The sequence below is a fragment of the Luteococcus sp. H91 genome, from assembly GCF_038433135.1.
Taxonomy (GTDB): Bacteria; Actinomycetota; Actinomycetes; order Propionibacteriales; family Propionibacteriaceae; genus Luteococcus.
The window spans coordinates 19,932-43,325 of record NZ_JBCDMV010000001.1; the positions used below are offsets into that span (position 1 = coordinate 19,932).

Here is a 23,394-nt window from a genome sequence, read left to right on the forward strand (position 1 = left end):
CGGGGGTCTCCTGCTGGGCCCGCCTGGGCTGCCCGGTGCCCTGGGCTGTCATGCCGTCGGGTGCGACTTCGCCGGTCTCGGGCTGGGCGGTGCCCTCGGAAGCGGTGGCACCGGTCTCGGCGGTGGCGTCGCGCTTGCCGGGAACCACCTTGCCGGCCAGCCCCCTGGCGGCCGAGACCTTCTGGGTGACCGCGCCCTTGATCTTGCCGCGGTTCATGTATCCGTCGAAGGCCAGGTAGAGCGCCTTGTTCAGCGCCAGATCCCACTCGCCGGGGTAGGCGACGGCGCGACCGCCGGTGCCCACCTTGAACTGGATCAGGCCGATCTCCGGGTCGTCGGCGGCGATCCCCTCGGTGATGCCGCGCAGGTCGTAGACCGTCGCGCCCGCGGCCAGGGAGTCCTGGATCATCTGCCACTGGATCCGGTTGCTGCCGCGCACCTCACGCTTCTCGTTGGAGCTGGCTCCGTAGGAGTACCAGGTGTGCTTGCCCACACCGATCCAGGTGGTGGCGGCCACCACGTCTCCCTCGTGCTTGGCCAGATAGACCCGCATCCGGTCTTCCTTCTCCCCGTTCAGTGCGTCCCACATGGTCTGGAAGTAGGCCAGCGGACGGGGGTGGAAGTGGTCGCGTTCGGCGGTGACCAGGTAGACCTCGTGGAAGGCGGCCAGGTCATCCCGGGTGCCGCGGATGATCTCGACGCCGGCCTTGTCGGCCTTCTTGATGTTGCGCCGCCACAGCTGGTTCATCCCCTTGAGCACCTCGTCGGCGGTCTTCGGGGTGCCATCGTCGTGGGTCAGCGGCAGCTGGAAGTTGAACTTGGGCTGCCCGGCGGCAAAGCCCTCGCCGTCCTTGGGAGCCTTCCAGCCGAGCTTGCGCAGCGTTGCGGAAACCTTGGCGACGTTGGGATTGCTGACGTCGGGGGTGGCCTGGCTGAGCACCGTCATGGCCTCGTCGGCGACGGCGGTCTTGATGGTGTCCGGGCCCCAGGCGCGCTCGACGACGGCCGGGCCGATCCGAAGCCCGAAGGCGCCCTTGGCCTTCACATGTTCGGCCAGCGCGGTGAGGATCTCGTCCAGGTCGTCGCGCAGCCAGTCGACCACCGGGCCTTCGGGCAGGTAGGCCAAGTAGCGCTTCAGCTTGGGCAGCTGCCGGTAGAGCACCAGCCCGGCGCCGATCAGCTCCGAGCCGTCGAAGAAGCCCAGCGACTCATGCCCCCATTCCGGCTTGACCTTGGCCCACGCGGGCAGCTGCAGGAAGCTCACAGTGGTGGGGTAGTTCCGGTCCGCGGCCTTGGCCTCGACGAAGGCGAGGTGCTGGGCGGCGGTGATCTGGCGCACGGTGATCGTCACCCTTCGAGGCTACCGGATGGGTTCGCGGCCCTCGGGGGTTGTGCGCTCCAGCACGCCGTCGCCGTCGTCGCGCAGCACAGGGTTCAATCTCGGGGTCTGCAGCGAAACTTTAGGTCCTTATAGTCAACCGGATGATGGTCGTCTTTCCTCGGCGGGCGGGACGGCGCGGTATTGCCGATCGCGGCTCCTCGGCGGAGCGGTCGGCTCGACGAGTCCGTCGTCCATGAGCCGTTGAAGGTGGTTGAGCGCTGCCCGGCGGCTGAGGGAAAGCGCTGCTGCCACATCCGCACTGGACATGCTGTCGTGCTGGCGGATGAGCCGTAGGAGGTCACTGTCCGGAGCGGGGGGGTTGGTCGGAATCGGCCACCACCTGCTCATTCCCGGGCGGAGGAGGCTGGGGTGGGGCGTCGATGGCTTCGGCCAGCCGGTAGTGCGCTCCTCGCTTGTCCCCACGTTTGGTGGCGAGACCGGCCCGGACGAGCCCTGCCAGTTCCCGGGTGGCCTGCGCGGAATCGAGTCCCCACCCTTGGAGGGTTGCGCTGCGCACCGCGCGGCCGACCTTTCATCGTTGCATGGAAGTGTCATCGCATGCGATGACGAGCATGTGCGGGGGCGCTTACTCATGGATGGCCGCAAGGAAGGCTTCGAACTTGTCCTCCGGCAGCTCCATTGGGTCCAAGGATGGCAGGGGGGGCGGCCTCACTTAGCAACGCCACAAGATCGACTTCTTGGGGCACCGTCGAGACGCCCGCCGGTGGCAGAATCAGTGTCACGCATGACCAGCTCTTTCCCAGAGTGGAACGGACGTGGCCTCTGGCACTCAGGGGTCAGCGACCTGGCTCCCGCCGGTGCCGCCTTGACGTAGCGCGTCGTAGAAGCCCGAGGGGATCTTGGCGATGTCACCAAGAGTTCCGGGCTTATATCGGGCAGCACCCTCATCCAAGAGTTCGCTGGTGTTGATGTCACGACCGCTGGGGCGATGGATCTTGGATTCATAGGTGAAGTGACCGCGAAGGGTGTCGCTGAACTTCTCGCTGGCCCACGTAAAATCGGAATCCGGAACCAGTTGCCAGTAAGCCAGGCGGGCGGTCAGAGCACAGATCCAGTCGGCAAACTGGATTCCGCTGTTGAGCTTGCTCTCGATGTGCAGCGGTGCTTCGACGACGCGGAGCATCTCGGGGCGGCCGAGCTCCCTCTTGGAACGGTTGAAGATGTGGGCGTACATGCCCGCTACCACCTCCTGTCGGGTCTTGTCTGTGATGCTGTCGGTCAGAATGAGTAGGTCTCGGCTCCGCTTGTCAGCGTGAGTGCAGAGGCGGTTGACGGTCTCTCTCATCGCTCTCTGCGTGATCTCGGAGGAGTCGACGCCGGTCTGTTTGAGCGTTCCACGCAACTTCTCGTCGCCGTAGTAGAAGAGTTGACCGTCCAGCTCGTAGAGCGTTTTGAGCAGTGCCTTGAAGACGCGAACCTGCTCGGGCCTCTTGGTGATACTCCCTGTGGTGAAGTACTCCGAGCCCTTGCGCTCCCACTGGTGGGGGTTCTTGGAAGCCGCGATCTCTGTCTTGAAGAGCTCGGTCTTGGCCCTCTTGAAGCTGGCACCCATCTGGCGTGCATTGCTGGCTGGGAGGACGAAGCCGGCGTAACCGAAGACGGGGTGATCGTTGTACTTCTTGTGCTGGGGCGAGACGTAGGGCCCAACGTGGCCAAACTCGTCCAGGTAGGCGATCAGCATGACGTCGCCTCCAGGCATGCGAAAGCCCACGCCGAGGCGTGGGCTTCGAAGTGGCGCGCATCCCGTGTTTCAGGGGTCGCTTCCAATTGCGAGGTTACCACGCGAGCTGCGCGTGAGGGTAGTGCGAATGCGAACTCATGGGGAATCCTCCTTGGTGTCGTGCCCCGTCTGGTCGGCGCTGGTCAGGCGAGGCTCCTCTCAGCACGTATCAGCACTCTAGGCTGGGGCACCGACAACGCCTTGCGGATTGGCTCAGGGCGTTGTTGTAGGCGGCTCAGAGGCTGTCGAGGTGGGCCGCTGATTCGGCCAGTTGCGCCAGCTCGCCTGCATTGAGCAGGTAGCTCTTCTGGTCAAAGCCGCGCGGGCGAGTGCTTCGGACTCGCCGGTACTCCGCCAGCATGCGCTCGTAGACGCCCAGCATCGGTGAGTGAGAGTTGCCGTTGTCTGCCTTCTGGATCTGGGGGCTCAGCTCGGTCCAGCGGCCCTCGCTGGTGAGGTACTGGACGTAGCTCGCCATACGGCCCTCAAGGAGATCGTTATGATCGAAGCCCTGAAACTCCAAGCGGTAGGTGCCGTACTCAGCGATCTCCTCTGGTGTCTTGTCCAGGTCATCCAGGCTGAAGGTGATGATGCGGAACATGTCGAGGACATCCATCACGAATGAGCACTGGCTCTTGGTTAGCTCCGGGCGGAGGCTGATGAACTCGGTGCTGTAGCCACCGACGAAGCCATCCTCCAATACTCTGGCGAGCTTCAACTGGTCCTCTTCATTCCCATCCTCCTGGCTGGAGTCCTCTGGGATTACCCGAGCGAGGATCCGGTGCAAAAGAGCTAGCTGCTGGCGCTCAACAAGTGTCAAGGAGTCAGGGGAGAAGACGTCTGAGTCATCGGGTGGCCTCACGGGTTCGACTGCGGCGATGAGCCGGTCGCGAATGAACTCACTCAGGCTCTGTCCCTCTGTCGCAGCTCTCTCTCGCAAGAGTGCGTGATAGTGATCGTCGATGCGAACGTTGACAATGGCCATCTCTTCCCCCTTTTCGTATGACGGTAGTGTATCTGTGTCATACATGCAACCGATGGTTGATGGGTGGTCTATCTGGTGATGCTCTTCTCTGCCAGTGCAGCCATCTGTGTACGTCTGACCACCAAGTCGATCCACGGCGTAGGGTTCTTCGAGAGATTCAGCGGCGGGTGCCAAGCACGGATGAGCGCGGTTTCGGTGGCGTTGAGGTCGATGTCTGCGGGGGAGGGCCAGATGACAAGGGTGAGGTTGCGCCGCATCCAGTCGGTCAGGGCGGCCTCCTGGGCTTTTGTGGCGAGCTTCCACTTGCTGCGCGGGCTCTTCGCGCCACGGGGGACCGGGGTGAGGTGAAGATCGTTCGAGAGCAGGGCGGCGCAGCTGCGCCGGACGGTCGACCCGCCGGTGGCGCTGGACGCGAAGTGCTGGCGAGTGTCCCGCTTTCGAAGGCTCTTGGAGGCCAGGCCGACGTAGACAGGGGCGTCCGGGTCGTGGCCTCCCAGGCCGAGCTGGGTCAGGGCTTTCGGGGAGGCGTGCACTGAGTACAGGCCGGGGAGGTTCGGGGTGCTTGCCATCGCGTCGGCGATCGCCTTTCCCGGCTGCCGGAGAGCGGCCATGGCAGCATCGACCGCGGGCATCACAGGGCCACCTCGGCCAGCTCCTCGACCACCTCGTTGTCTGACGAGAGGCGGTCAGGAGGTCGGAGAAGGCTCGCCACCTCCCAGCCCGCGGCGCGCAGCTGGGCGTCGATCAGGTCACGGGCCCGTTCCTCTGCGTGAAGATTCGCGTCGTCGCTCATGACGTGAAATATAGGGCGGCCCGCAGGTTCTGTGTCCGAGGCTGTGGAAAACACCAGCCCCGCGGGAAGGAACCCGCGGGGCTGTGTGGGGCCTCGCCCGGCTCGGCCGTCAGTGTTTCGTTCAGGCGTCGGCGTCGACGGAGTTCGAGCTGATGCCCGGCTTCCCGTCGTGGACGATCTTGCCCGGGTTCAGGTTCTTGCCCGGGTCGACGCCCTCGAAGAGCTTGCGCTGGATGTGCACGCCGGCCGGGGAGATGTCCTGCGCCATCCACGGCGAGTGCTCCTCGCCCACACCGTGGTGGTGGCTGACCGTGCCACCGTGGTCCATGAAGGACTGCTGCACCGCGCGCTTCACATGGTCATAGGTGGCCATGTTGTTCTCCGAGCCATCGGCGACGGCGAAGGTGAAGTACTGGCAGGCGCCCGCGTGGTAGCTGTGCGAGACGTGGCACATGATGAAGCCCTTGTGCCCGGTCTCGGCAAAGGCCTTCTCCGCGGCCGCCACCGTCTCGTCGTGCATCTCCTTGGTGCGGCTCCACGGGGTTGCCGTCTCCGACACGTCAGCGGGAATCCCCATGTTCAGCAGGAAGTCGCGGATGTAGGGGATGTCGTACTTCTTCTGGTCGAACAGGGTGCCGGGGCCCTTGCCGACATTCATGCCGCCCTGGGCCTTGACGATCTTGTTCACCACGCTCTTGGAATAACGCACGTGGATCGGGCTGCCCTCGAAGCCGACGAAGCTGATGCAGATCTCGTCCAGGTTCCAGCCCTTGGCCTCCATCACCTTCTGCATCGCCTTGTTGATGTAGTGGCTCTTGGTGCTGGACTTCTTGCCATTGGCCATCGAGAACTGGGTCTCGGCGGCGTCGGAGACGCGCAACATCATCGGCTTGGCGTCGGAGTGGGCAATCAGCTCGGCGGCCTTCAGACCGGCGTCGTAGGTGGGGTAGAAGTAGGCTTGGATCTCCCGGGCCTCGGCAATGCGGTGCACCTGCATCCACGCCTGGGTGATGATGCCCAGACGCCCCTCGGAGCCCAGCACCATCTCCCGCACGCTCGGACCCGACGAGTACGACGGCAGGGCGCGCAGGCTCAACAGCTGGGTGCGCTGCTCGGAGCCCTCAGCAGCCGGCATCACCATCTCCAGACCACGGGTGATGTCCGCGATGTCGCCGTACTTGTCGGACTGCGAACCGGTGGAGCGGGTCGCGATCCAGCCGCCGACGGTGGACCACATGAAGCTGTCCGGGAAGTGACCCAACGTCCAGCCCTTGGCGTTGAGCTGCTCCTCCATGTCTGGGCCCAGCGCGCCGGCCTGGATCAGCGCAATCTCGGCGGTCTCGTCGATCTCCAGCACCTGGTTCATCCGGCCCATGTCACAGCTGACCACCACCCGCTGCTCACCGGGCTGGGCCTCCAGCGCGGCGACGATGTTGGAGCCGCCACCATAGGGGATCAGCACCGCATTGGCCTTCAGTGCGGCCTCCATCACGGCCCGCACCTCATCGGCATTGCCGGGGTAGACGACGACATCCGGCACCCGGCCCAGGATTCCCCGGCGCACCCGCACCAGGTCACGAACACCCTTGCCATAGGCGTGCACGACGCGCATCTCGTCGTCGAGCCGCACATTGGCCTCACCCAGTGCGCCGATCAATTCGCCCTTGAACTGGTCGTCGATGATGCTGGCCGGGACGTCGATGTCCGCCAGCCGGGGCTCCTCCAACTCCTTGGCCAGGATGTCCACGCCCAGCCGCTCCATCGCGAAGGGTGGGAACTTCGGCTTGTCGGCGACGGCATAGGGCTTGTCACCGTCAGCGCCCCAACCCCACCACTTCTGGTATTTGGCCGGGGACTTCGGATGGGACTTGGTCACTGCTTCTCCTGTGGTTTGGAATCCGTGGTGCGCGCCTTCTCCAAGGCGGCGGTGTGGGCATATTCGGCCAGCGTCTTCATGCCGTAGGCGCGGGCGGTGGAATCGTGCAGCTCCAGCACCTGGCGGCGCATCCGCTCGTTGAACTGGTGCGCGATCTCCCCGGGGTGCGGGTGCATCGGGGCGCCGATCACGACGTGCACGGTTGGCCGGTTCAGTGGCAGTGTCTTCTGCGTCGACGGCCAGGCGGCGTAGGCGCCCACCAGGGCGATCGGCACCGCGGGGACGTTGCGGCTGATGCACAGCGCGGCGGCGCCGGGCTTGAAGGGGGCCATCGCGCCGGTGCGGGAGCGGGTGCCCTCCGGGAAGAGCAACAAGGGGACACCGTCGGAGAGCAGATTGCCCGCCAGCCCCTTGCGGCCGCGGGTTCCCTTGCGGTCCACGGGAAAGGCGTTGAAGAACAGCGCGGTGGGGGCGGCCTTCCACCAGGCATCGAAGAAGTAGTCGGCGGCAGCCCCGGCGGACAGGAATTGCGACAACCGGCGCGGCAGTGAGCCGGTGATCAGCGGTGCGTCGAAGTGGCTGGAGTGGTTGGCCACCGCGACAAAGGCACCCTCCACGTCGTCCAGGTTCTCCTTGCCGAACACGTGCACGTCCAGTAGCCGCCAGATGGCGGGCTTGAGCAGTAGCAACTGGGCGCCACTGCGGGTGGCCGCCATCGGCTTGGAGCGATAGCGGGCGCGTTCGCCCCCCGGGAACTTGATCCGGTCGGTGATCGCGTTCACTTCTTGTGCCTGCTCGACGACAGCTTTCCGGAGAACCAGCGGATGAAGCCACGCGGGCCGTGGGTTGCCACCCCGATCGCGATCTTCCACTTGGTGGTGGGAATGGAGATCGGCTTGCCGGCATCCGCATCCTCCAGCGCCTCGCGCACCAGCACGTCGGGATCCACCCAGACGATGCCCGGTAGGTTGTCAGAGCTGATCCCGGCCCTCTGGTGGAACTCGGTGTGCACCCAGCCCGGGCACAACGCCGTCGCGGTCACCCCGCTGCCCTTCAGCTCGATGTTGAGGGCCTGCGTGAAGCTCAGCACCCACGCCTTGATCGCTGAGTAGTTGCCGCTGAAGATCCACGCGCTGGTGGAGGAGACGTTGATGATCCGGCCACTGCCGCGGGCCTTCATCGCGCGGCCGGCGGCGCCGGAGAGCTGCAGCACCGCAAAGCACATCACGTCCATCGCGCGACGCTGGGTCTCCAACTGCTCCTTGTCCAGCAGCTTGGCATGCAGCCCGAAACCGGCATTGTTGACCACCAGATCCAGCACATGCGCCGGATCCTCGATCCAGTCCGCGATCCGGGTCACGTCCTCGGGCCGCGCCAGATCCGCGGTCAGGCACTCGACCTGGATGCCGTGCGCTGCGCAGAGTTCGGCGGCGAGGGCGTTCATCCGCGCGGTGTCGCGGGCGACGATGACGATGTCGTCGCCGCGAGCCGCGAGCGCGCGGACGAAGGCGTTGCCGATGCCCGACGTTCCGCCAGTGACCAGAGCTGTTGCCATGCCCCAAACTTACGGCACTGCGGCAGACGCCGCATTTCATGGTGTGGCAGCGGCCGACGCCGATTGCTCCGCCGGGTGGTTCGGCATCTCCCGTAGGCTGTGCGGGTTGACGCTGTCGTCGACGTCTGGCCCTCCCCCGAGGGCAGCGCACACAAGGAGTCCACCATGTCGCTTCGCCACACCGCCCTGTCACTGACCGCCCTGCTCGCCCTGGCCCCAGTGGCCGCCTGCGGCGGTGGGGACGCCCCGGCCCCCGCCACCTCCGCACCGGTCGGCACGGCCTCACCTGCCCAGTCCGGTGGCGCCGCGTCCGAGGTATCCGAGCCCGAGGGTGCGACGCCGGACCCGAGCGCGGAGGCCAGCGTCGCCGACACCCCCGAGGTTGCGGTGACCGCCGACCCCTCGGCCGAGCCCAGCGGCGCGTCGCCCGCCGCCTCGTCGGCGGCCAAACTGCCCGCGGGAACCAAGAAGTTCGCCACCGCGAAGCTGCCCGCCACGGTGGGCAAGTACACCGGCAACGACGGCATGTACACCGGCGGCACCGAGGACGACATGGTGATGATGACGCTCTCCTCCTCCCTGAGCTTCGACAGGGTGGTCGCCAAGCTCTCCGGCAAGACCACCCAGGGGCTTGCCACCTGCGGTCAGGCCGAGGGTGTCACCGCCTGCTTCGCCCCGCTCGACGGCGGCGTGCTGTGGCTGAACGGCACGGACCAGACCAAGCTCCCCGAGCTGGCCAAGCTCACCAACGACGTCTACGCCACCTTCGCCTGAGCCGGTGCTGGCCCTCGCCGGCGGCTAGCGTGGAGATATCCGGCTGTCTCGTCGTTCCAACACACTGGAGTTGTCATGAAGCTGCGCCATGCTGCCATCTGGTCCCTCTGCTCGCTGACCCTGTTGAGTGCCTGCGGTGGCGGCGCCAAGCAGCCGACCACGGGATCCACGACGGTGGGTGGTGACCAGCCGGCGGCCAGCGCCGGGGCTGGCGGCGCGGGTGGTCAGGGCGGCGTGGATACCGCCGGCCGGAAGAAGGCCGCCACGGCCAAGCTGCCGGAGACGATCAAGGGGATGACGGCCAGGAGCCCCAAGGACGACAACACCATCGCCGTCGCCATGTACACCGGCACGGGAGGGACGCCCAAGGTCTACCTGACCACGTTGAAGCGGATTCCACCGTCGGGCAACGAAGCCTCGATGCTGGAGAAGGTGAAGACCACCGGCGACGTCACCTGCGGCGTGCTGGCGGCCGGCGACAAGGCTCCCGTCTGCCTGGCGATGCTCGACGGCGGCATGCTCAGCGTCAACGGCGGCGACACCAAGGAGACCACCGACGAGCTGGCCACCTTCGCCCAGGCGCTGTACGACAGTTTCGCCTGAGTCGCGCGCCTCAGCCGCGGCGAAGGGTGTTGTCCATCACATAGCTGTCGCCGCGGTAGGAGTGTTCCCCGTACTCAAGGGCCATTCCGTTGGCGTCGTGGCTGAGCCACTGCACCGTCAGCACCGCGTCGGCGCGGGTCAGCCCCAGCAGCCGGCGCTCCCGGGCGGTGGGCAGCCGGGCGGCGATCCGCTGCCGGGCCTCGGCCTTCTCGTGTCCGCGTTCGGCCAGCACCGCGTACAGGCTGCGATCGATGAAGTCGTCGGCGGCGACGTCGTTGAAGACCGGCGGGAGCCAACTACGCAGCACCACCAGCGGCTGGCCGTCGGAATAGCGAAGCCGCTCCAGGTAGACCAGCGGGGTGCCCGGCTTCAACCCGAGGGCCTCAGCCGCTCGACGATGGGGGCGCGAACCCTGCAATCGCAACACCTCGGTATGGGGCTTGCGGCCGGCGCCCTTCAACTCGTCGAAGAGCGGGGTCAGGGAGTCGCGCTGGCCGACCACCTGGCTGGCGACGTGTGTTCCCACCCCGCGCCGGCGCACCAGCAGGCCCTGCTGCACCAGCTCGTTGATCGCCTTGCGGATGGTGGGGCGGGACAGGTGCAGCCGCGCCACCAGCGCCAGCTCGTTCTCAAAGGGATCGCCCGGTTTCAGCGAGCCACTGCGGATGGCCCCCGCCCACTGTTCGGCCAGCTGGTGATAGAGCGGCACGGGGCTGGCGCGGTCCACCACCACGGGGAGGCTGTTGGGCATGGGGCCAAGCTACCGTGAGCCAATGTAAGGTGACAATGTTGAGCTTTGTCACATGTCATGTCCGGAGGATCCGTCGTGAAGCCCCGCCTGTTGTCATCGCTGGCCGTCGTCGCCAGCCTCTTGCTCGCCACCGGCTGCTCCGCCACCGGTGGGCGTGCCGCCGCCGAGAAGTCCGCCGCTGCCGGGGGCTGCGCCAGCACCACCATGAAGGTGACGATGATCACCCATTCCGCGCCCGGCGACGACTTCTGGGATCTGGTGCGCAAGGGTGCCGAGGATGCCGCCAAGAAGGACTGCATCGCGCTGGAGTACCAGGCCAGCCCCGAGGGTGCCGAACAGGCCAACCTGGTCAATGCCGCCGTCGACAAGAAGGTTGACGGGATCGCGGTGACGCTGAGCAAGCCCGACCAGATGTCCGCCGCCGTGAAGGCGGCCGTCAAGGCCGGGATCCCGGTGACCGCGATGAACGGTGGCGTCGACGTCTGGCAGCGCCTGGGCGTGCAGGGCTTCTTCGGCCAGGAGGACAAGGTGGCCGGCCAGAAGACCGGCGAGAAGCTCAAGACCGACGGCGCGGCAAAGGTGCTGTGCATCCTGCATGAGCAGGGCAATGTGGGCAACGAGTCGCGCTGTGCCGGCGTGAAGCAGGTGCTGCCGAATACCGAGACCCTCTACGTCACCGGGACCGACATCGCCGACGTCGAGACCAAGATCACCGCCAAGCTGCAGCAGGACAAGGAGATCGACACCGTCCTGGGGCTGAAGGCCTCGGTGGCCCTGACCGCCGTCAAGTCGGTGAAGGAGGCCGGCTCCAACGCCCGGATCGCCACCTTCGACACCAATGCCGAGCTGGTCAAGGCCATCCAGGACGGCAGAATCGCCTTCGCCGTCGACCAGCAGCCCTACCTGCAGGGCTACCTTGCCGTCGATGCGCTGTGGTTGTACAAGACCAATGGCAACTCGATCGGCGGCGGCACCGCGACGCTGACCGGCCCCGCCTTCATCGACAAGTCCAATGTGGACGCGGTCGCCAGCTACGCCGCGGCGGGCAAGCGATGAGTGCGGACACACCCGACGCAACCACGGCGGCCGAGCCTGTCGAGGCCGCATTGACGGCCGATGACCGCACCCGACGCCGCTCCCTGGCGACCCGGCTGCTGGTGCGCCCGGAGATCGGCTCCCTGGTGGGCGGCCTGGCGATCATGGTCTTCTTCCTGGCCGTCGCCCCCAGCTTCCGGAACCTGGACAACATCGGCACGATCCTCTACCAGGCGTCGACGATCGGCCTGATGGCCGTCCCGATCGCGATGTTGATGATCGGTGGCGAATTCGACCTGTCGGCCGGTGTGCTGGTCACCACCGCCGGGCTGGCCGCGGCGCTGCTGAGCTGGTGGTTCAACCTCAATGTCTGGGTGGGGGTGCTGCTGGCGCTGCTGGTCACCCTGGCAATCGGCCTGGTCAACGGCCTGTTGCTGGTGCGGACCAAGCTGCCCAGCTTCCTCACCACGCTGAGCACCTTCTTCGTGTTGCAAGGCGTCAACCTCGGTGTCACCCGGTGGGTCAGCGGCAATGTCTCGACGGCCGCGATCGACGACATGGCGGGCTGGGAATCGGCCCGCAAGGTCTTCGCCTCCCAGTTCGCGCTGCAGGTCGGCGGGCACAGCATCACGCTGCGGGTCACGCTGCTCTTCTGGCTACTGCTCACCATGCTGGGTGCGTGGATCATGCTGCGCACCCGGCAGGGCAACTGGGTGCTGGCCGTCGGCGGCGACGAGGCAGCGGCCCGCGCCTCGGGCGTGCCGGTGCGGCGCACCAAGGTGGCGCTCTACCTCTTCGTCGCCTTCTGTGCCTGGCTCAGCGGGATGCACCTGCTGTTCGGTTACGGCGTCGTCCAGTCCGGTGAGGGCGTCGGCAAGGAGTTCATCTACATCATCGCCGCGGTGATCGGCGGTTGCCTGATGAACGGCGGCTTCGGTTCGGTGGTGGGTGCGTCCGTCGGTGCGCTGATCTATGGCATGACCCAGCTGGGCATCAACTACGCCGGCTGGAATCCGGACTGGTTCAAGACCTTCCTGGGCGTGATGCTGCTGGCCTCCACGTTGTTGAATGTCTGGCTGAAGCGAAAGGCGGAACAGCGATGAGTTCGACGACGGGCGGTCTCCCCACCCCGAACCCCTCCGCGGCCAACCACCCTCGCTCGTCCCTCGCTCGGGGGCCAGTCCCATCCACGGCCTCGGAGGGGTCCGGGGCTGGGGAGGCCGCGATCTTGGAACTCAAGGACGCGGGGAAGAGCTATGGGAATGTCGAGGCGCTGCGTGGGGTGAATCTGGTGGCCCGGGCCGGCGAGGTCACCTGCGTGCTGGGCGACAATGGTGCCGGCAAGTCGACGTTGATCAAGATCGTCTCCGGGCTGCACGAGCACTCGTCGGGCGAGCTGCTGGTCAACGGTGAGCCGACGCACTTCGGGTCGCCGCGTGACGCGCAGGCCGCCGGGATCGCGACGGTCTACCAGGATCTGGCGCTGGCCCCGCTGATGGCGATCTGGCGCAACTTCTTCCTGGGCAATGAGCTCACCCGCAAGCCCTTCGGCCGGCTGGACATCGCCCGGATGAAGCAGATCACTGGCGAGGCTATGCGCCGGATGGGGATCGACATTCCGGATTTGGAGACTCCCGTCGGCTCGCTCTCTGGCGGGCAACGGCAGTGCGTCGCGATTGCCCGGGCCGTGCACTTCGGCGCCAAGGTACTGGTGCTCGACGAGCCGACCGCCGCACTCGGCGTGAAGCAATCGGGCGTGGTGCTGCGCTACATCGCCAAGGCCCGCGAGGCCGGCGTCGCCGTGATCTTCATCACCCACAACCCGAACCACGCCTGGCTGGTGGGCGACCACTTCGTCGTGCTCAAACTGGGCCGGGTCAGCCTGGACGGCACCAAGAACCAGATCACACTGGACCAGCTGACCACCGAGATGGCCGGCGGCGCCGAGCTCGACGCCCTGGCGCACGAACTGCAGGGCTGAGCCTCTTCCGCACGTCGCTATGGTTCTTCGACGTCGCGACCCTAGCTAGGTCAGCGACGTCAAACAACCATCGCGACGTGCGTCGCAGACCGTGGCACAGTTGACCGGGTGCGCGCTCCCTCCCTGTATCGACGGCTGTTCTGGCCGATCCTGGCCCCGTCGCTGCTGATCGGCGTGGCCGGTGGGGCGACCGTGCCGGTGCAGGTGCTGGCCGCCATGCAGCTGGGTGCCTCGGCTTCGTTGGCGGCGGCGATCGTCGCGATCGTCGGCGGGATCGGCCTGGCGACGACGGTGCATGCCGGCCGGTTGATCGACCGGCTGGGCGACAAGCGCGCGATGCTGCTGGCCACCGGGGTGATCACGGTCTTCACCGCCGTCACCATCGCCGCGCTGGTCTGGGGCGGGCGCGGGGCGCTGGCGCTGTTCATGGCCGCCGCCTTCGGCCGGGCACCCGCGATGAACATCTGGAGCCTGGCCCGTCAGGCTTACACCGCGGATCACGTAGGCCCCGACGAGGTGGGCCGGGCAATGACCGCGCTGGGTGGCACCATGCGGATCGGCAACCTGATCGGCCCGCTGGTGGGCGGTGTGCTGCTGCTCTGGCTGCCGTTGTGGAGCGTCTTCGTGCTGAGCGTGCTCTGCGCGGTGCTGGCCGTCGCGATCCTCTACCGCCCGGAAGCAGCCACGATGGCCGAGCCTGTCGAGGCCCCTTCCGCCCAACCCCTCGACAGGCTCGGGGACCACGCGACCACGACCGCCGAGCCTGTCGCGGCCTCCTCGCCCAGCGGCGTCCGCTGGAGCCGGGTGATCCTGGCGGGGATAGCCATCACCACCCTGGCCGTCGCCCGCGTCGCGCAGCCGGTGATCGTGCAGCTCTGGGGCGTGCACATTGGTCTGCATGAATCCACCATCTCGCTGGTGGTCGCCGCCGGTGCGGCAATCGAGATCATCCTGATGTTCCCCGGCGGCTACCTCAAGGACCGGCTGGGCCGGGCAATGATCCTGATCACCTGCTTGCTGATCTACGGCACCGGTTTCCTGCTGGTGGTGCCGTTCAGCGCCTGGTGGGGGCTGGTGGGCATGGTGCTGGCCGTCGTCGTGATGGCCGTCGGAAATGGTCTGGGGGCCGGGGTGAACATGACGATCGGCGCCGATCTGAGCCCCAGCCAGGGTCGCGGCCGCTTCCTGGGGGTCTGGGCGCTGTTCAGCAATGTGGGTGTGCTGGGCGGGCCGCTGCTGATCTCCCTGCTGGTGGCGACGGTCAGCGTCCAGGCGGCAGTGTTGGCGATCGGCGGGATCGCCGTCGCCGGTGCCGCGTGGATGACCGTCTTCGCTGGCCGGATCGGCCTGCCGAAGGGGATCGGCCGCACCACGCCAAGGTGAAGCTCAGGCGCTGATCGCCCTGATGGTCTCACGCACCATCGCCAGCTCCTCGTTGGTGGGGATCACCAGGATCTCGATCCTGGACTCCGGCGTGGAGATCCGGCGTGCCTGCTTGGAGCGCACCGCGTTCACCTCGTCGTCCAGCACGGCGCCGAAGTAGCCCAGCTTGTCCACCACGGCCTTGCGCACATCGGCGGCATTCTCACCGACGCCGGCGGTGAAGGTGATGCAGTCGATCCCCCCGAGGTGGGCGATGTAGTTGCCGATGTAGCCGACCAGTCGGTGGACGTAGACCTCCATGCCGATCTGGGCGTTCTCGTCACCCTGTTCGATCAGCGCAGCAATGTCGCGCATGTCCGTCTTGCCGGTCAGGCCGAGCATGCCGGAACGTTTGTTGAGCAGGGAATCCACCTCGGCGACGGTCAGGTTCATCTCACGGCCCAGGTAGGCGTGCAGGCCGGGGTCGACGTCGCCGGAGCGGGTACCCATCACCAGGCCCTGCAGCGGGGTGAGGCCCATCGACGTCTCGATCGGGTGCCCGCCGTCGATGGCGGAGACCGAGGCGCCATTGCCCAGGTGGCAGACAATCTGCTTCAACTCGGAGATGTCTCGCCCCAGGAATTCGGCGGCCTGGCCGCTGACGTACTGGTGCGAGGTGCCGTGGAAGCCGTAGCGGCGGATCTGGTGCTCGTGCGCCAGCTGCTGGTCGATCGCGTAGGTGTAGGCGGCGCGCGGCAGCTCGGCGAAGAAGGCCGTGTCGAAGACGGCGACGTGCGGCACATTGGGCAGGATCTCCCGGGCGGCACGGATACCGGCGATGCCGGGCGGGTTGTGCAGCGGGGCCAGGCCGGAGAGCTGCACCAGCTTGTCGATGACGGCCTGGGTGATGATGGTGGTGGAGTTGAACTCGGTGCCGCCGTGCACGGTGCGGTGGCCGACGGCGACGGCCTCGGTGATGTCCGGGCCGTGGTTGTCGAACATCTTCACCACGGCGGCGATCGCCTCGGTGTGGCTGGGGAAATAGGTGGAATCGTGGAATTCCTCGCCGTCCACCTCGTGGTCAATGGTGCCGGGCGTCGGCTCACCAACCTTCTGCACGAGGCCCACGGCCATCACGTCTTCGGTATCAGCGTCGATCATTTGGTACTTGATGCTGGACGATCCGCAGTTGAGCAGCAGGATGGGCTTCGGCATGGCGCCAGCCTATCGGGCGATCCCGGGGCAATTGACCCGGGGATCGCCGTGAGTGGAGGTGGGGGGCAGAGCCACGGTGCCGACCAAGGGGTGGCACGGGGCTGTTGGTGGACGGGACGGTCCAATAACTTTGAATCAGCGAGACGACGGCGTCCCGCGTCGAAGGAGTCATGTCGATGTCCAAGCGTCTCACCGCCACCGAATTCGTCCAGACCGTCGTCGATGAGGGCAGCTTCGTCCACTGGGGGCTGCCGCTGGAGAACCCCGAAGACCCGGATTATGCCGCCGAACTGGCCGCGGCCCGGGAGAAGACCGGTCTGGATGAGGCGGTGCTGACCGGCGAGGCCACCCTGGACGGTCATCGGGTTGCCCTGGTGGTGGGGGAATTCCGCTTCCTGGGCGGCTCGATCGGGCACGCCGCCAGCGATCTGGTGCTGCACGCCGTCGACCGTGCCACGGCCGAACGGATCCCGCTGTTGGCCGCGCCCTGCTCTGGCGGCACACGGATGCAGGAGGGCACCGCCGCCTTCGTGCAGATGGTCAAGATCGGCCAGGCGGTGCAGGCACACCGTCACGCCGGACTGGTCTATCTGGTGCACCTGCGGCACCCCACCACCGGCGGGGTGCTGGCGTCCTGGGGTTCGCTGGGCCAGTACACGACGGCCGAACCCGGCGCACTGGTGGGCTTCCTGGGGCCACGTGCGCAGGAGGCGATCGCCGGGGAGATGATCCCGGAGGGGATCCAGCGCGCCGAGAACCTGCAGGAGCGGGGGATCATCGACGCCGTCGTGCCCAATGACGAGTTGCGGGCAGTCTGGGCCCGGCTGCTGGCCGCGGCCGGCGCGCCCCGCGTCGGGCCCAAGCTGGTGCGCCGCGAGGCCTCCCACCTGGCCGAGGAAGCCGATCCCTGGGAGTCCGTCCAGGCCACCCGGCACACTGCCCGGCCAGGGCTGGTGGATCTGGCGCACTACGAGTGCACGGACATGGTCTGGTTCAGCGGCACGGGCGACGGTCAGGTGGACCCAGCGGTGCGCGTCGGGCTGGCCAAGTTCCGTGACATTCCGTGCGTGTGGGTCGGGCATGACCGCTCCGCCAGCCACGGTGAACCGCTCTCCCCGGCCGGGCTCCGGCTGGCCCGACGGGGATTCCGGTTGGCCGACGAACTGAACCTGCCCGTGGTCAGCATCATCGACACACCCGGCGCGGCGTTGACCCAGCAGGCCGAGGAGATGGCGCTGGCCGGGGAGATCGCCCGCACTTTGGGTTGGCTGGCGGACCTGCCGGTGCCCACCGTCTCGGTGATCCTGGGGCAGGGCGGTGGGGGTGCGGCCCTGGCTATGCTCCCGGCCGACCGCATGCTGTGTGCGGGCAAGGGCTGGCTCGCGCCGCTGCCGCCCGAGGGCGCCAGCGCCATCGTGCACCGCAATGCGCACATGGCCGCCGAGATGTCGCGTCGCCAAGGGCTGGGCGCCCATGACCTGCAGCGCGACGGCGTGGTGGACGAGGTGGTCGGCGAGCCCGATGAGATGTCCGGCGGCGGGGCCGAGGTCTTCTGTCACTCCGTGGGCGAGGCCGTGGCGCACCACCTGCAGGAGCTCCTGGACATGCCTGACGACCAGCGCCTGGCCCGACGCCGGGAACGCTTCCGCAGCATGGGTCGCTGAAAGTCTGGCGCAGTCGTCGGCCGCCACTCGTCGGCAGGCTCACGATCTGCCAGTGAGGCCTCTCGCCTGAGCGCTTCGACCCGCACAGTGCACCGTGACAGCGTCCAGCCACCTGGGGGTGAAAAAGCCCCTCGACGGGATCGGGGACAGGGTCCCGTCACCCGTCGAGGGGCTTGGTCAGAGCTGGCTCAAGCCTGACGCAGCGGCGAACCCGCACCGGCCGGGCGCTCCTGCGCCTGGATGGCGGTGATCGCCACGGTGCTGACGATGTCGTCCACCGTCGCACCACGCGAGAGGTCGTTGACCGCGCAGTTCAGACCCTGCAGGGCGGGACCGACGGCGATTGCGCCGGAGGTCCGCTGCACGGCCTTGTAGGTGTTGTTGCCGGTGTTCAGATCCGGGAAGATCAACACGGTCGCCTGGCCCGCCACCTCGGAGCCGGGCATCTTCTTCTTGCCGACGCCGGGATCAACCGCGGCGTCGAACTGGATCGGGCCCTCGATCAGCAGGTCGGGACGGGCCGCCTTGGCCAACGCCGTCGCCTCGCGCACCTTGTCGACGTCGGGGCCGGAGCCGGACTCACCGGTGGAGTAACTGAGCATCGCCACCTTGGGCTCGATGCCGAAGGCCTTGGCGGTGTCGGCGGAGCTGATCGCGATGTCGGCCAGCTGCTCGGCATTCGGGTTCGGGTTGACGGCGCAGTCGCCGTAGACCATCACCTTGTCCGGCATGCACATCAGGAAGGAGCTGGAGACCACCTTGATGCCCGGCTTGGTCTTGATGAACTCCAGGCTGGGGCGGATGGTGTTGGCGGTGGTGTTCACCGCACCGGAGACCATGCCGTCGGCCATCCCGAAGTGCACCATCATGGTGCCGAAGTAGGACAGGTCGGCCATCTTCTCCTTGGCTTGCTCGAAGGTGACCCCCTTCTTCGCGCGCAGCTTGGCGTACTCACCGGCGAACTGGTTGAGCAGCTCGTCGTCGGTGGGGTCGATGATCTTGGCTTTGGAGAGGTCGATCTTCAGCTTGCGGGCGCGCTTGTTGATGGTCAGCGAATCGCCCAGCAGGACGATCTGGGCCACATTGCGCTCCAGGATCGTGGCCGCCGACTCCAGGATGCGGTCATCCTGGGATTCGGGCAGCACGATGGTGCGCACGTCGCTGCGGGCCTGCGCCATGATCTGGTTCTCGAACATCAGCGGGGTGCGCAGGTTCGAGCTGTGCCGGCCGAGCGAATCCAGCAGCTGCGCGACGTTGACATTGTCCGCAAAGAGCTTGCGGCTGATCTCCATCTTGCGCGGCGAACTGGTGCGGGCGCCCTCCAGTCGGGAGAGCTGCTGGGCCGTCTCGTAGGTGGTGGTCTGCACGGTGCAGATCGGCAGCCGGGCGTCGATGCTGCTGAGCAGGGTGCGGACATTGGCCGGGATGTCGTAGCCACCGGTCAGCACCACGGCCGCCAGATCCGGGAAGGAGCTGGAGCGGTGGGCCAGCACCAGCCCGGGCAGCAGATCCACTCGGTCTGCCGGCATCACGACGGTGTGGTCGTTCTGCATGCGGTTCAGCAGGTTGGGCAGGGTCATGCCGGCCACGGTGATGCCCAGCGACTCCTTGCTCAGCTCGCGCTGGCTGCCCAGCCACAGGTCGGCCTTCAGTGCATCCACCTGCATCCCGACGGTGGGCGCGGCCAGCAGGCTGGTCTCGGGCAGCACTCCGGTGACCAGGTCGCCGCGGATGCCGGCCAGGGCGATCCGGGCCTCGTCGGCCAGCTCGGGGGCAATCCGGGTGGCGATCACCGCGAAGATCGAATTGTGCGCGCGCTCGAACTCGGCCAGGCCCACCTCGGCGGAGCGACGGGCCTCGTCGACGGTGCGGTTCTTGCCGCGCACGGCCAGCAGCACCGGCGCGTTCAGGTTGGCGGCCACCCGGGCGTTGAAGTTCATCTCGATCGGCGCCGACACGTCCGCGTAGTCGGAGCCGACGATCACCAGCGCGTCGTAGCGCTTGCGCAGGAATTCGTAGCGGTTGACGATCGTCGTCATCGCCTCGTCCGGATCGGCGGCGAATTCGGCATAGCTGATACCGATGGCGTCGTCATAGGACTGCGGGACCGCCTCGTGGGCGATCAGCGTGCGGGTGACGATGTCATCCTCGGATGACTTCACCAGGGGGCGGAAGACGCCCACGGAGTTGACGGTACGGGCTAGGGCTTCGACAAGGCCGAGCGCAATCGTGCTCTTGCCGACACCACCCTCGGAGGACGCGATGTATACGGCTTTGGTCACACTGCGACCCTACCCCCGTCGGGTAGCTCGTGGGAACGCGGGAGGCCTGCCCGCCGACGACGGGTCAGTGAATGGCCGACGACGACGTCGGACGGCTGGCCGCCTGCGACGCGCGATCGATGAAGTGCCCGGCGACGAGGCCGTCGAGCAGGCCCAGGCCACCGCCGACCCAGCCCATCCAGTCGTGGCCCCGCCACAGCAGTACACCCAGGATGGCGACCAGCAGGGCCACCAGGTAACCCGCCCAGAAGGGCCGGGCGAGATGGTTCAGCGAGCCGACCACCTGCTGGTGACTGCTGACGAACTTGCCGAGCGCGGCCACGCAGATGGCGATGATCGCCAGACCGACTGGCAGCGCGATCTTCCAGGACATCACGGCCAGCAGGAACCCGAGCACCAGCGCGGCGGCTCCGAGCAACACGAAGTACAGCGAGTACTGGCGCCCGACACGACGGGACATGGCGAGGAGTCCGGTGGTGTCGGCGATCTGCGACGGGTCCTGATGCTGGCTCATGCCCACAGTTTCGCAGATCCGGGCCATGAGGTGGCCCAAGCGCCGCTTCCACGACCGACGTTCGTCGCGTCGACGCGGGGACCAGCCCGACGATCCGCTCAGTGGCCAAGGAATGTGGGTGGTGGGAGTTAGGCTCGGAGCCATGATCTCCATGGGTGCCCACGTTGACCAGACCGACCCGATCGCCGAGGCGACCGCCCGCGGCGCAAGCGTCGCGCAGTTCTTCCTGGGGGATCCGCAGGGTTGGAAGGGGCCGCGGGTGGACTATGCCGGCGGCGCCGAGAAGCTGAAGGCCGATGCCCAGGCTGCGGGCATCCAGCTGTGGGTGCACGCCCCTTATGTGATCAACCTGGCCAGCACCAACAACCGGATCCGGATTCCGTCGCGCAAGCTGCTGCAGCAGCAGGTGAGTGCCGCGGCCGAGATCGGCGCCGCCGGGGTGATCGTGCACGGCGGGCATGTCGGCAAGGATGATGACGCGGCCGTGGGCTTCGACAACTGGCGCAAGGCCGTCGACGGGCTGGAGATGGCTGTGCCGATCCTGATCGAGAACACCGCCGGCGGCGCCAACGCCATGGCCCGCCACCTGGAGCGGATCGACCAGCTGTGGAGCACTATCGCGTCGGCCTCGGATGCCGACCAGGTGGGCTTCTGCCTGGACACCTGCCATGCCCATGCCGGTGGCGAGGAACTGGTCGGGCTGGTGGAGAAGGTGAAGGCGATCACCGGCAGGATTGATCTGGTGCACTGCAATGACTCCCGCGACGCCTTTGACTCGGGCGCGGACCGGCACGCCAACCTGGGGCAGGGGCAGGTGGATGCCGAGGGCCTGATCGAGGTGGTCAGGCTGGCCGCGGCGCCGGTGGTGCTGGAAACCCCGGGCGATGCCCAGGTGCACGCGCTGGAGATCGACTACCTGAAGGAGAACCTGGCCTGATGAGCGTCGACCATTCCTCCGGCAAGCCCACCGCGATCGCGCCCCGGCCCTACCTGCCGCCCGTTGCCCGCACCTCCCCGGCACAGCCCGTCGACGAATCCACTTTCCACCTGGCCCGAATGATCGCCGACTCCGCGACCCGCTTCGCCGACCGGCCAGCGACCCGGGTGGAGGGCTCCGACGGCAGCTGGCAGGTGGACGACTACCCGACCTTCCACGCCAAGATCCTGGGGTTGGCGCGGGCGCTGGTGGCCCGCGGGTTGCAGCCCGGTGACCGGGTGATGGTCTTCAGCAACAACCGGCCCGAATGGTCGGTCTGCGATCTTGGAGCGCTCAGCGCCGGCCTGATCGTGGTGCCGGTTTTCGCCACCTCCACCGCCGCACAGGTGCGGCACATCCTCACCGATTCCGGCGCCCGGCTGGCCTTCGTCGCGGGCCAGCGCGAGGCGGATCTGCTGGGCCAGGCCTGCGGCGACGACGTGACGGTGGACGCGATCAGCTTTGACCCGGTGCCCGGGCTGGCCAGCGTCGCCGACCTGCTGGCCGAGGACAATGCCGCGTACGCCGACGAGGTGGCCGCCCGGGTTGCCGCCGGCCGGCCCGAGGACGTCGCGACCATCGTGTACACGTCGGGCACCACCGGCATCGCCAAGGGTGTGATGCTCACGCACGGAGGCTTCGGCAACCAACTGGCCGCGATCGACGACTGCTGGGACTTCCAGCCAGAAGATCATTCGGTCTGCTTCCTGCCGCTGGCGCACTCGCTGGAGCGAATGTGGACCTTCCACCTGTTCCACTGCGGCTGCCAGAACACCTACTGCCCCAACCCGAAGAAGATCGGCGAACTGCTGCCCAAGGCGCAGCCGACGCTGCTGGTCAGCGTCCCGATGCTCTTCGAGAAGGTGATGGCCGGCGCCACGGAGAAGGCCTCCGGCGCGGCGGCCCGGCAGACCATGGAATGGGCGCTGCGGGTGGGCGGCCAGTGCCAGCGCGCCTACCGCAAGGGCAAGCAGCCGGCACTCTACTGGCGTAGCCAGCTGCCGCTGGCCGACAAGCTGGTGCTCTCCAAGATCCGGCAGGCCGTCGGCGGCAGCAAGACGCTGATGGTGAGCGGTGGCGCCCCATTGCGGCGGGAGGTGGAGGAGTTCTTCTCCGCCGCGGGAATCCTGCTGGGGCAGGGTTATGGCCTGACCGAATCCGGCCCGATGATGACCATCTACCGCAACAACAACTACAAGCTGGGCACCGTCGGTTTCGTGATCAAGGGCAGTGACCTGAGCATCGCGGACGGTGGCGAGATCCTGGTGCGCGGCGGATCGGTGATGAAGGGCTACTGGAACAATCCGGAGGCCACCGCGGCGGCGATTCGTGACGGCTGGCTGCACACCGGCGACGTCGGTTATGTGGATCCGGAGGGTTTCGTGACCATCACCGACCGGATGAAGGACATCATCGTCACCGCCAATGGCAAGAATGTGGCGCCGCAAGCGGTGGAGGCGGCGCTGATGGCGGACCCGATCTTCGAGCAGACCGTTGTCGTCGGCGATGCCCGGCCCTGCCTGGTGGCCGTGGTGCAGCCCAGCCGCGACGGGTGGAAGACCCTGGCCGACGAGTTGGGGCTGGCCGACGACCCGCAGCAGCTGACCCGCAATCCCACGGTGGTCGAGGCCCTGCGCGCCCGGGTGTCGAAGCTGACCGAGGAACTGGCGCACCACGAGCAGGTGCGAGGCGTGGTGCTGGCCAATGACCGGATCACCATGGCCAGTGGATTGGTCACGTCGACGATGAAGCTGAAGCGCCGGGATATCGAGAAGGTCTTTGCCAAGGAGATCGAGCAGCTCTACGCGGAACTCAGGCGCACTCGGCGTCGCTGAGCCGTAGGTCGGCTGAGGACTTGCGGGGGTTGACGTGGTGAAATCCCCCTGCGGATGCAAGAATCTTGCCT

General features: G+C 67.2%; 21 protein-coding genes and 1 pseudogene. 9 read left to right on the plus strand and 13 right to left on the minus strand.

Annotation, left to right across the window (positions count from 1 at the left end; genetic code table 11):
* Nucleotides 1-205 precede the first annotated feature (205 nt).
* From AAEX57_RS00075 to AAEX57_RS00110, 9 genes and pseudogenes are all read right to left on the minus strand, one after another.
* Nucleotides 206-1,351 (minus strand): annotated as a pseudogene (locus AAEX57_RS00075) (lipid II:glycine glycyltransferase FemX); the annotation flags it as partial.
* Nucleotides 1,352-1,474: 123 nt separating this feature from the next.
* On the minus strand, nucleotides 1,475-1,975 hold the full coding sequence (locus tag AAEX57_RS16185) for a winged helix-turn-helix transcriptional regulator (RefSeq protein ID WP_446721040.1): 501 nt from the start codon (nucleotides 1,973-1,975) through the stop codon (nucleotides 1,475-1,477).
* A 196-nt stretch (nucleotides 1,976-2,171) separates the two neighbouring features.
* Nucleotides 2,172-3,083 carry a DUF3800 domain-containing protein gene (locus AAEX57_RS00080; protein ID WP_342090193.1) on the minus strand — a complete coding sequence of 304 codons (912 nt, stop codon included), beginning with the start codon at nucleotides 3,081-3,083 and terminating at the stop codon, nucleotides 2,172-2,174.
* Between the two features lie 274 nt (nucleotides 3,084-3,357).
* Nucleotides 3,358-4,107 (minus strand): YfbU family protein, encoded by a 750-nt coding sequence (locus tag AAEX57_RS00085; RefSeq protein WP_342097724.1) that lies wholly within the window; start codon nucleotides 4,105-4,107, stop codon nucleotides 3,358-3,360.
* Nucleotides 4,108-4,175: 68 nt separating this feature from the next.
* Complete coding sequence (locus tag AAEX57_RS00090; protein WP_342090195.1) at nucleotides 4,176-4,739, minus strand: GIY-YIG nuclease family protein; 564 nt, start codon at nucleotides 4,737-4,739, stop codon at nucleotides 4,176-4,178.
* Nucleotides 4,739-4,900 (minus strand): hypothetical protein, encoded by a 162-nt coding sequence (locus AAEX57_RS00095; protein WP_342090196.1) that lies wholly within the window; start codon nucleotides 4,898-4,900, stop codon nucleotides 4,739-4,741. The genes AAEX57_RS00090 and AAEX57_RS00095 overlap by 1 nt, the downstream gene beginning before the upstream one ends.
* A gap of 121 nt (nucleotides 4,901-5,021) precedes the next feature.
* On the minus strand, nucleotides 5,022-6,776 hold the full coding sequence (locus AAEX57_RS00100) for an FAD-binding oxidoreductase (RefSeq protein WP_342090197.1): 1,755 nt from the start codon (nucleotides 6,774-6,776) through the stop codon (nucleotides 5,022-5,024).
* Entirely contained in the window at nucleotides 6,773-7,492 is a 720-nt protein-coding gene (locus AAEX57_RS00105; RefSeq protein ID WP_342090367.1) for a lysophospholipid acyltransferase family protein, read from the minus strand. Before AAEX57_RS00105 ends, AAEX57_RS00100 begins: the two co-directional genes overlap by 4 nt.
* Before the next feature lie 62 nt (nucleotides 7,493-7,554).
* A complete protein-coding gene (locus tag AAEX57_RS00110; protein ID WP_342090198.1) occupies nucleotides 7,555-8,331 on the minus strand; it encodes an SDR family NAD(P)-dependent oxidoreductase in 777 nt (258 codons plus the stop codon).
* A gap of 165 nt (nucleotides 8,332-8,496) precedes the next feature.
* Here AAEX57_RS00110 and AAEX57_RS00115 point away from each other — a divergent pair, with 165 nt between their 5' ends.
* A complete protein-coding gene (locus AAEX57_RS00115) occupies nucleotides 8,497-9,105 on the plus strand; it encodes a hypothetical protein (RefSeq protein WP_342090199.1) in 609 nt (202 codons plus the stop codon).
* A 75-nt stretch (nucleotides 9,106-9,180) separates the two neighbouring features.
* Nucleotides 9,181-9,708, plus strand: coding sequence for a hypothetical protein (locus AAEX57_RS00120; RefSeq protein ID WP_342090200.1), 528 nt, complete (start codon nucleotides 9,181-9,183; stop codon nucleotides 9,706-9,708).
* Nucleotides 9,709-9,718: 10 nt separating this feature from the next.
* Here the strand turns inward: AAEX57_RS00120 and AAEX57_RS00125 are convergent, their stop codons facing one another.
* The gene (locus tag AAEX57_RS00125) at nucleotides 9,719-10,459 is read right to left on the minus strand and encodes a GntR family transcriptional regulator (protein ID WP_342090201.1); all 741 of its coding nucleotides are present in this window, start codon (nucleotides 10,457-10,459) and stop codon (nucleotides 9,719-9,721) included.
* A gap of 75 nt (nucleotides 10,460-10,534) precedes the next feature.
* On the opposite strand from AAEX57_RS00125, the gene AAEX57_RS00130 reads away from it, so the two are divergent.
* From AAEX57_RS00130 to AAEX57_RS00145, 4 genes are all read left to right on the plus strand, one after another.
* Nucleotides 10,535-11,515, plus strand: coding sequence for a substrate-binding domain-containing protein (locus tag AAEX57_RS00130; protein WP_342090202.1), 981 nt, complete (start codon nucleotides 10,535-10,537; stop codon nucleotides 11,513-11,515).
* A complete protein-coding gene (locus tag AAEX57_RS00135; RefSeq protein WP_342090203.1) occupies nucleotides 11,512-12,597 on the plus strand; it encodes an ABC transporter permease in 1,086 nt (361 codons plus the stop codon). The genes AAEX57_RS00130 and AAEX57_RS00135 overlap by 4 nt, the downstream gene beginning before the upstream one ends.
* A gap of 125 nt (nucleotides 12,598-12,722) precedes the next feature.
* The gene (locus AAEX57_RS00140; protein WP_342090204.1) at nucleotides 12,723-13,475 is read left to right on the plus strand and encodes an ATP-binding cassette domain-containing protein; all 753 of its coding nucleotides are present in this window, start codon (nucleotides 12,723-12,725) and stop codon (nucleotides 13,473-13,475) included.
* Between the two features lie 108 nt (nucleotides 13,476-13,583).
* Nucleotides 13,584-14,858 (plus strand): MFS transporter, encoded by a 1,275-nt coding sequence (locus AAEX57_RS00145; RefSeq protein ID WP_342090205.1) that lies wholly within the window; start codon nucleotides 13,584-13,586, stop codon nucleotides 14,856-14,858.
* A gap of 3 nt (nucleotides 14,859-14,861) precedes the next feature.
* On the opposite strand, the gene AAEX57_RS00150 is transcribed toward AAEX57_RS00145, so the two are convergent.
* A complete protein-coding gene (locus AAEX57_RS00150; protein WP_342090206.1) occupies nucleotides 14,862-16,052 on the minus strand; it encodes an acetate/propionate family kinase in 1,191 nt (396 codons plus the stop codon).
* Nucleotides 16,053-16,228: 176 nt separating this feature from the next.
* Between AAEX57_RS00150 and AAEX57_RS00155 the strand changes: the two genes are divergently transcribed.
* Nucleotides 16,229-17,716: a carboxyl transferase domain-containing protein gene (locus AAEX57_RS00155; RefSeq protein WP_342090207.1), complete on the plus strand. Its 1,488-nt coding sequence runs from the start codon at nucleotides 16,229-16,231 to the stop codon at nucleotides 17,714-17,716.
* A 188-nt stretch (nucleotides 17,717-17,904) separates the two neighbouring features.
* Here the strand turns inward: AAEX57_RS00155 and pta are convergent, their stop codons facing one another.
* Nucleotides 17,905-19,998 carry a phosphate acetyltransferase gene (pta, locus tag AAEX57_RS00160; protein WP_342090208.1) on the minus strand — a complete coding sequence of 698 codons (2,094 nt, stop codon included), beginning with the start codon at nucleotides 19,996-19,998 and terminating at the stop codon, nucleotides 17,905-17,907.
* Between the two features lie 64 nt (nucleotides 19,999-20,062).
* Nucleotides 20,063-20,512: a hypothetical protein gene (locus tag AAEX57_RS00165; protein WP_342090209.1), complete on the minus strand. Its 450-nt coding sequence runs from the start codon at nucleotides 20,510-20,512 to the stop codon at nucleotides 20,063-20,065.
* A 142-nt stretch (nucleotides 20,513-20,654) separates the two neighbouring features.
* Here AAEX57_RS00165 and AAEX57_RS00170 point away from each other — a divergent pair, with 142 nt between their 5' ends.
* Both AAEX57_RS00170 and AAEX57_RS00175 read left to right on the plus strand, forming a co-directional pair.
* Nucleotides 20,655-21,449 (plus strand): deoxyribonuclease IV, encoded by a 795-nt coding sequence (locus AAEX57_RS00170; protein WP_342090210.1) that lies wholly within the window; start codon nucleotides 20,655-20,657, stop codon nucleotides 21,447-21,449.
* Complete coding sequence (locus AAEX57_RS00175; RefSeq protein WP_342090211.1) at nucleotides 21,449-23,323, plus strand: AMP-dependent synthetase/ligase; 1,875 nt, start codon at nucleotides 21,449-21,451, stop codon at nucleotides 23,321-23,323. Before AAEX57_RS00170 ends, AAEX57_RS00175 begins: the two co-directional genes overlap by 1 nt.
* The last annotated feature ends 71 nt before the right edge of the window (nucleotides 23,324-23,394 follow it).

What these genes read in the sequence shown, in the direction of transcription:
- AAEX57_RS00085 (WP_342097724.1), bottom strand. Translation starts at nt 4,107, where the DNA reads ATGGCCATTGTCAACGTTCGCATCGACGATCACTATCACGCACTCTTG.
- AAEX57_RS00115 (WP_342090199.1), top strand. Translation starts at nt 8,497, where the DNA reads ATGTCGCTTCGCCACACCGCCCTGTCACTGACCGCCCTGCTCGCCCTG.
- AAEX57_RS00095 (WP_342090196.1), bottom strand. Translation starts at nt 4,900, where the DNA reads ATGAGCGACGACGCGAATCTTCACGCAGAGGAACGGGCCCGTGACCTG.
- AAEX57_RS00135 (WP_342090203.1), top strand. Translation starts at nt 11,512, where the DNA reads ATGAGTGCGGACACACCCGACGCAACCACGGCGGCCGAGCCTGTCGAG.
- AAEX57_RS00080 (WP_342090193.1), bottom strand. Translation starts at nt 3,083, where the DNA reads ATGCTGATCGCCTACCTGGACGAGTTTGGCCACGTTGGGCCCTACGTC.
- AAEX57_RS00165 (WP_342090209.1), bottom strand. Translation starts at nt 20,512, where the DNA reads ATGAGCCAGCATCAGGACCCGTCGCAGATCGCCGACACCACCGGACTC.
- AAEX57_RS00120 (WP_342090200.1), top strand. Translation starts at nt 9,181, where the DNA reads ATGAAGCTGCGCCATGCTGCCATCTGGTCCCTCTGCTCGCTGACCCTG.
- AAEX57_RS00110 (WP_342090198.1), bottom strand. Translation starts at nt 8,331, where the DNA reads ATGGCAACAGCTCTGGTCACTGGCGGAACGTCGGGCATCGGCAACGCC.
- AAEX57_RS00175 (WP_342090211.1), top strand. Translation starts at nt 21,449, where the DNA reads ATGAGCGTCGACCATTCCTCCGGCAAGCCCACCGCGATCGCGCCCCGG.
- AAEX57_RS00155 (WP_342090207.1), top strand. Translation starts at nt 16,229, where the DNA reads ATGTCCAAGCGTCTCACCGCCACCGAATTCGTCCAGACCGTCGTCGAT.
- AAEX57_RS00150 (WP_342090206.1), bottom strand. Translation starts at nt 16,052, where the DNA reads ATGCCGAAGCCCATCCTGCTGCTCAACTGCGGATCGTCCAGCATCAAG.
- AAEX57_RS00090 (WP_342090195.1), bottom strand. Translation starts at nt 4,739, where the DNA reads ATGCCCGCGGTCGATGCTGCCATGGCCGCTCTCCGGCAGCCGGGAAAG.
- AAEX57_RS00105 (WP_342090367.1), bottom strand. Translation starts at nt 7,492, where the DNA reads ATGGCGGCCACCCGCAGTGGCGCCCAGTTGCTACTGCTCAAGCCCGCC.
- AAEX57_RS16185 (WP_446721040.1), bottom strand. Translation starts at nt 1,975, where the DNA reads ATGAGTAAGCGCCCCCGCACATGCTCGTCATCGCATGCGATGACACTT.
- AAEX57_RS00170 (WP_342090210.1), top strand. Translation starts at nt 20,655, where the DNA reads ATGATCTCCATGGGTGCCCACGTTGACCAGACCGACCCGATCGCCGAG.
- AAEX57_RS00125 (WP_342090201.1), bottom strand. Translation starts at nt 10,459, where the DNA reads ATGCCCAACAGCCTCCCCGTGGTGGTGGACCGCGCCAGCCCCGTGCCG.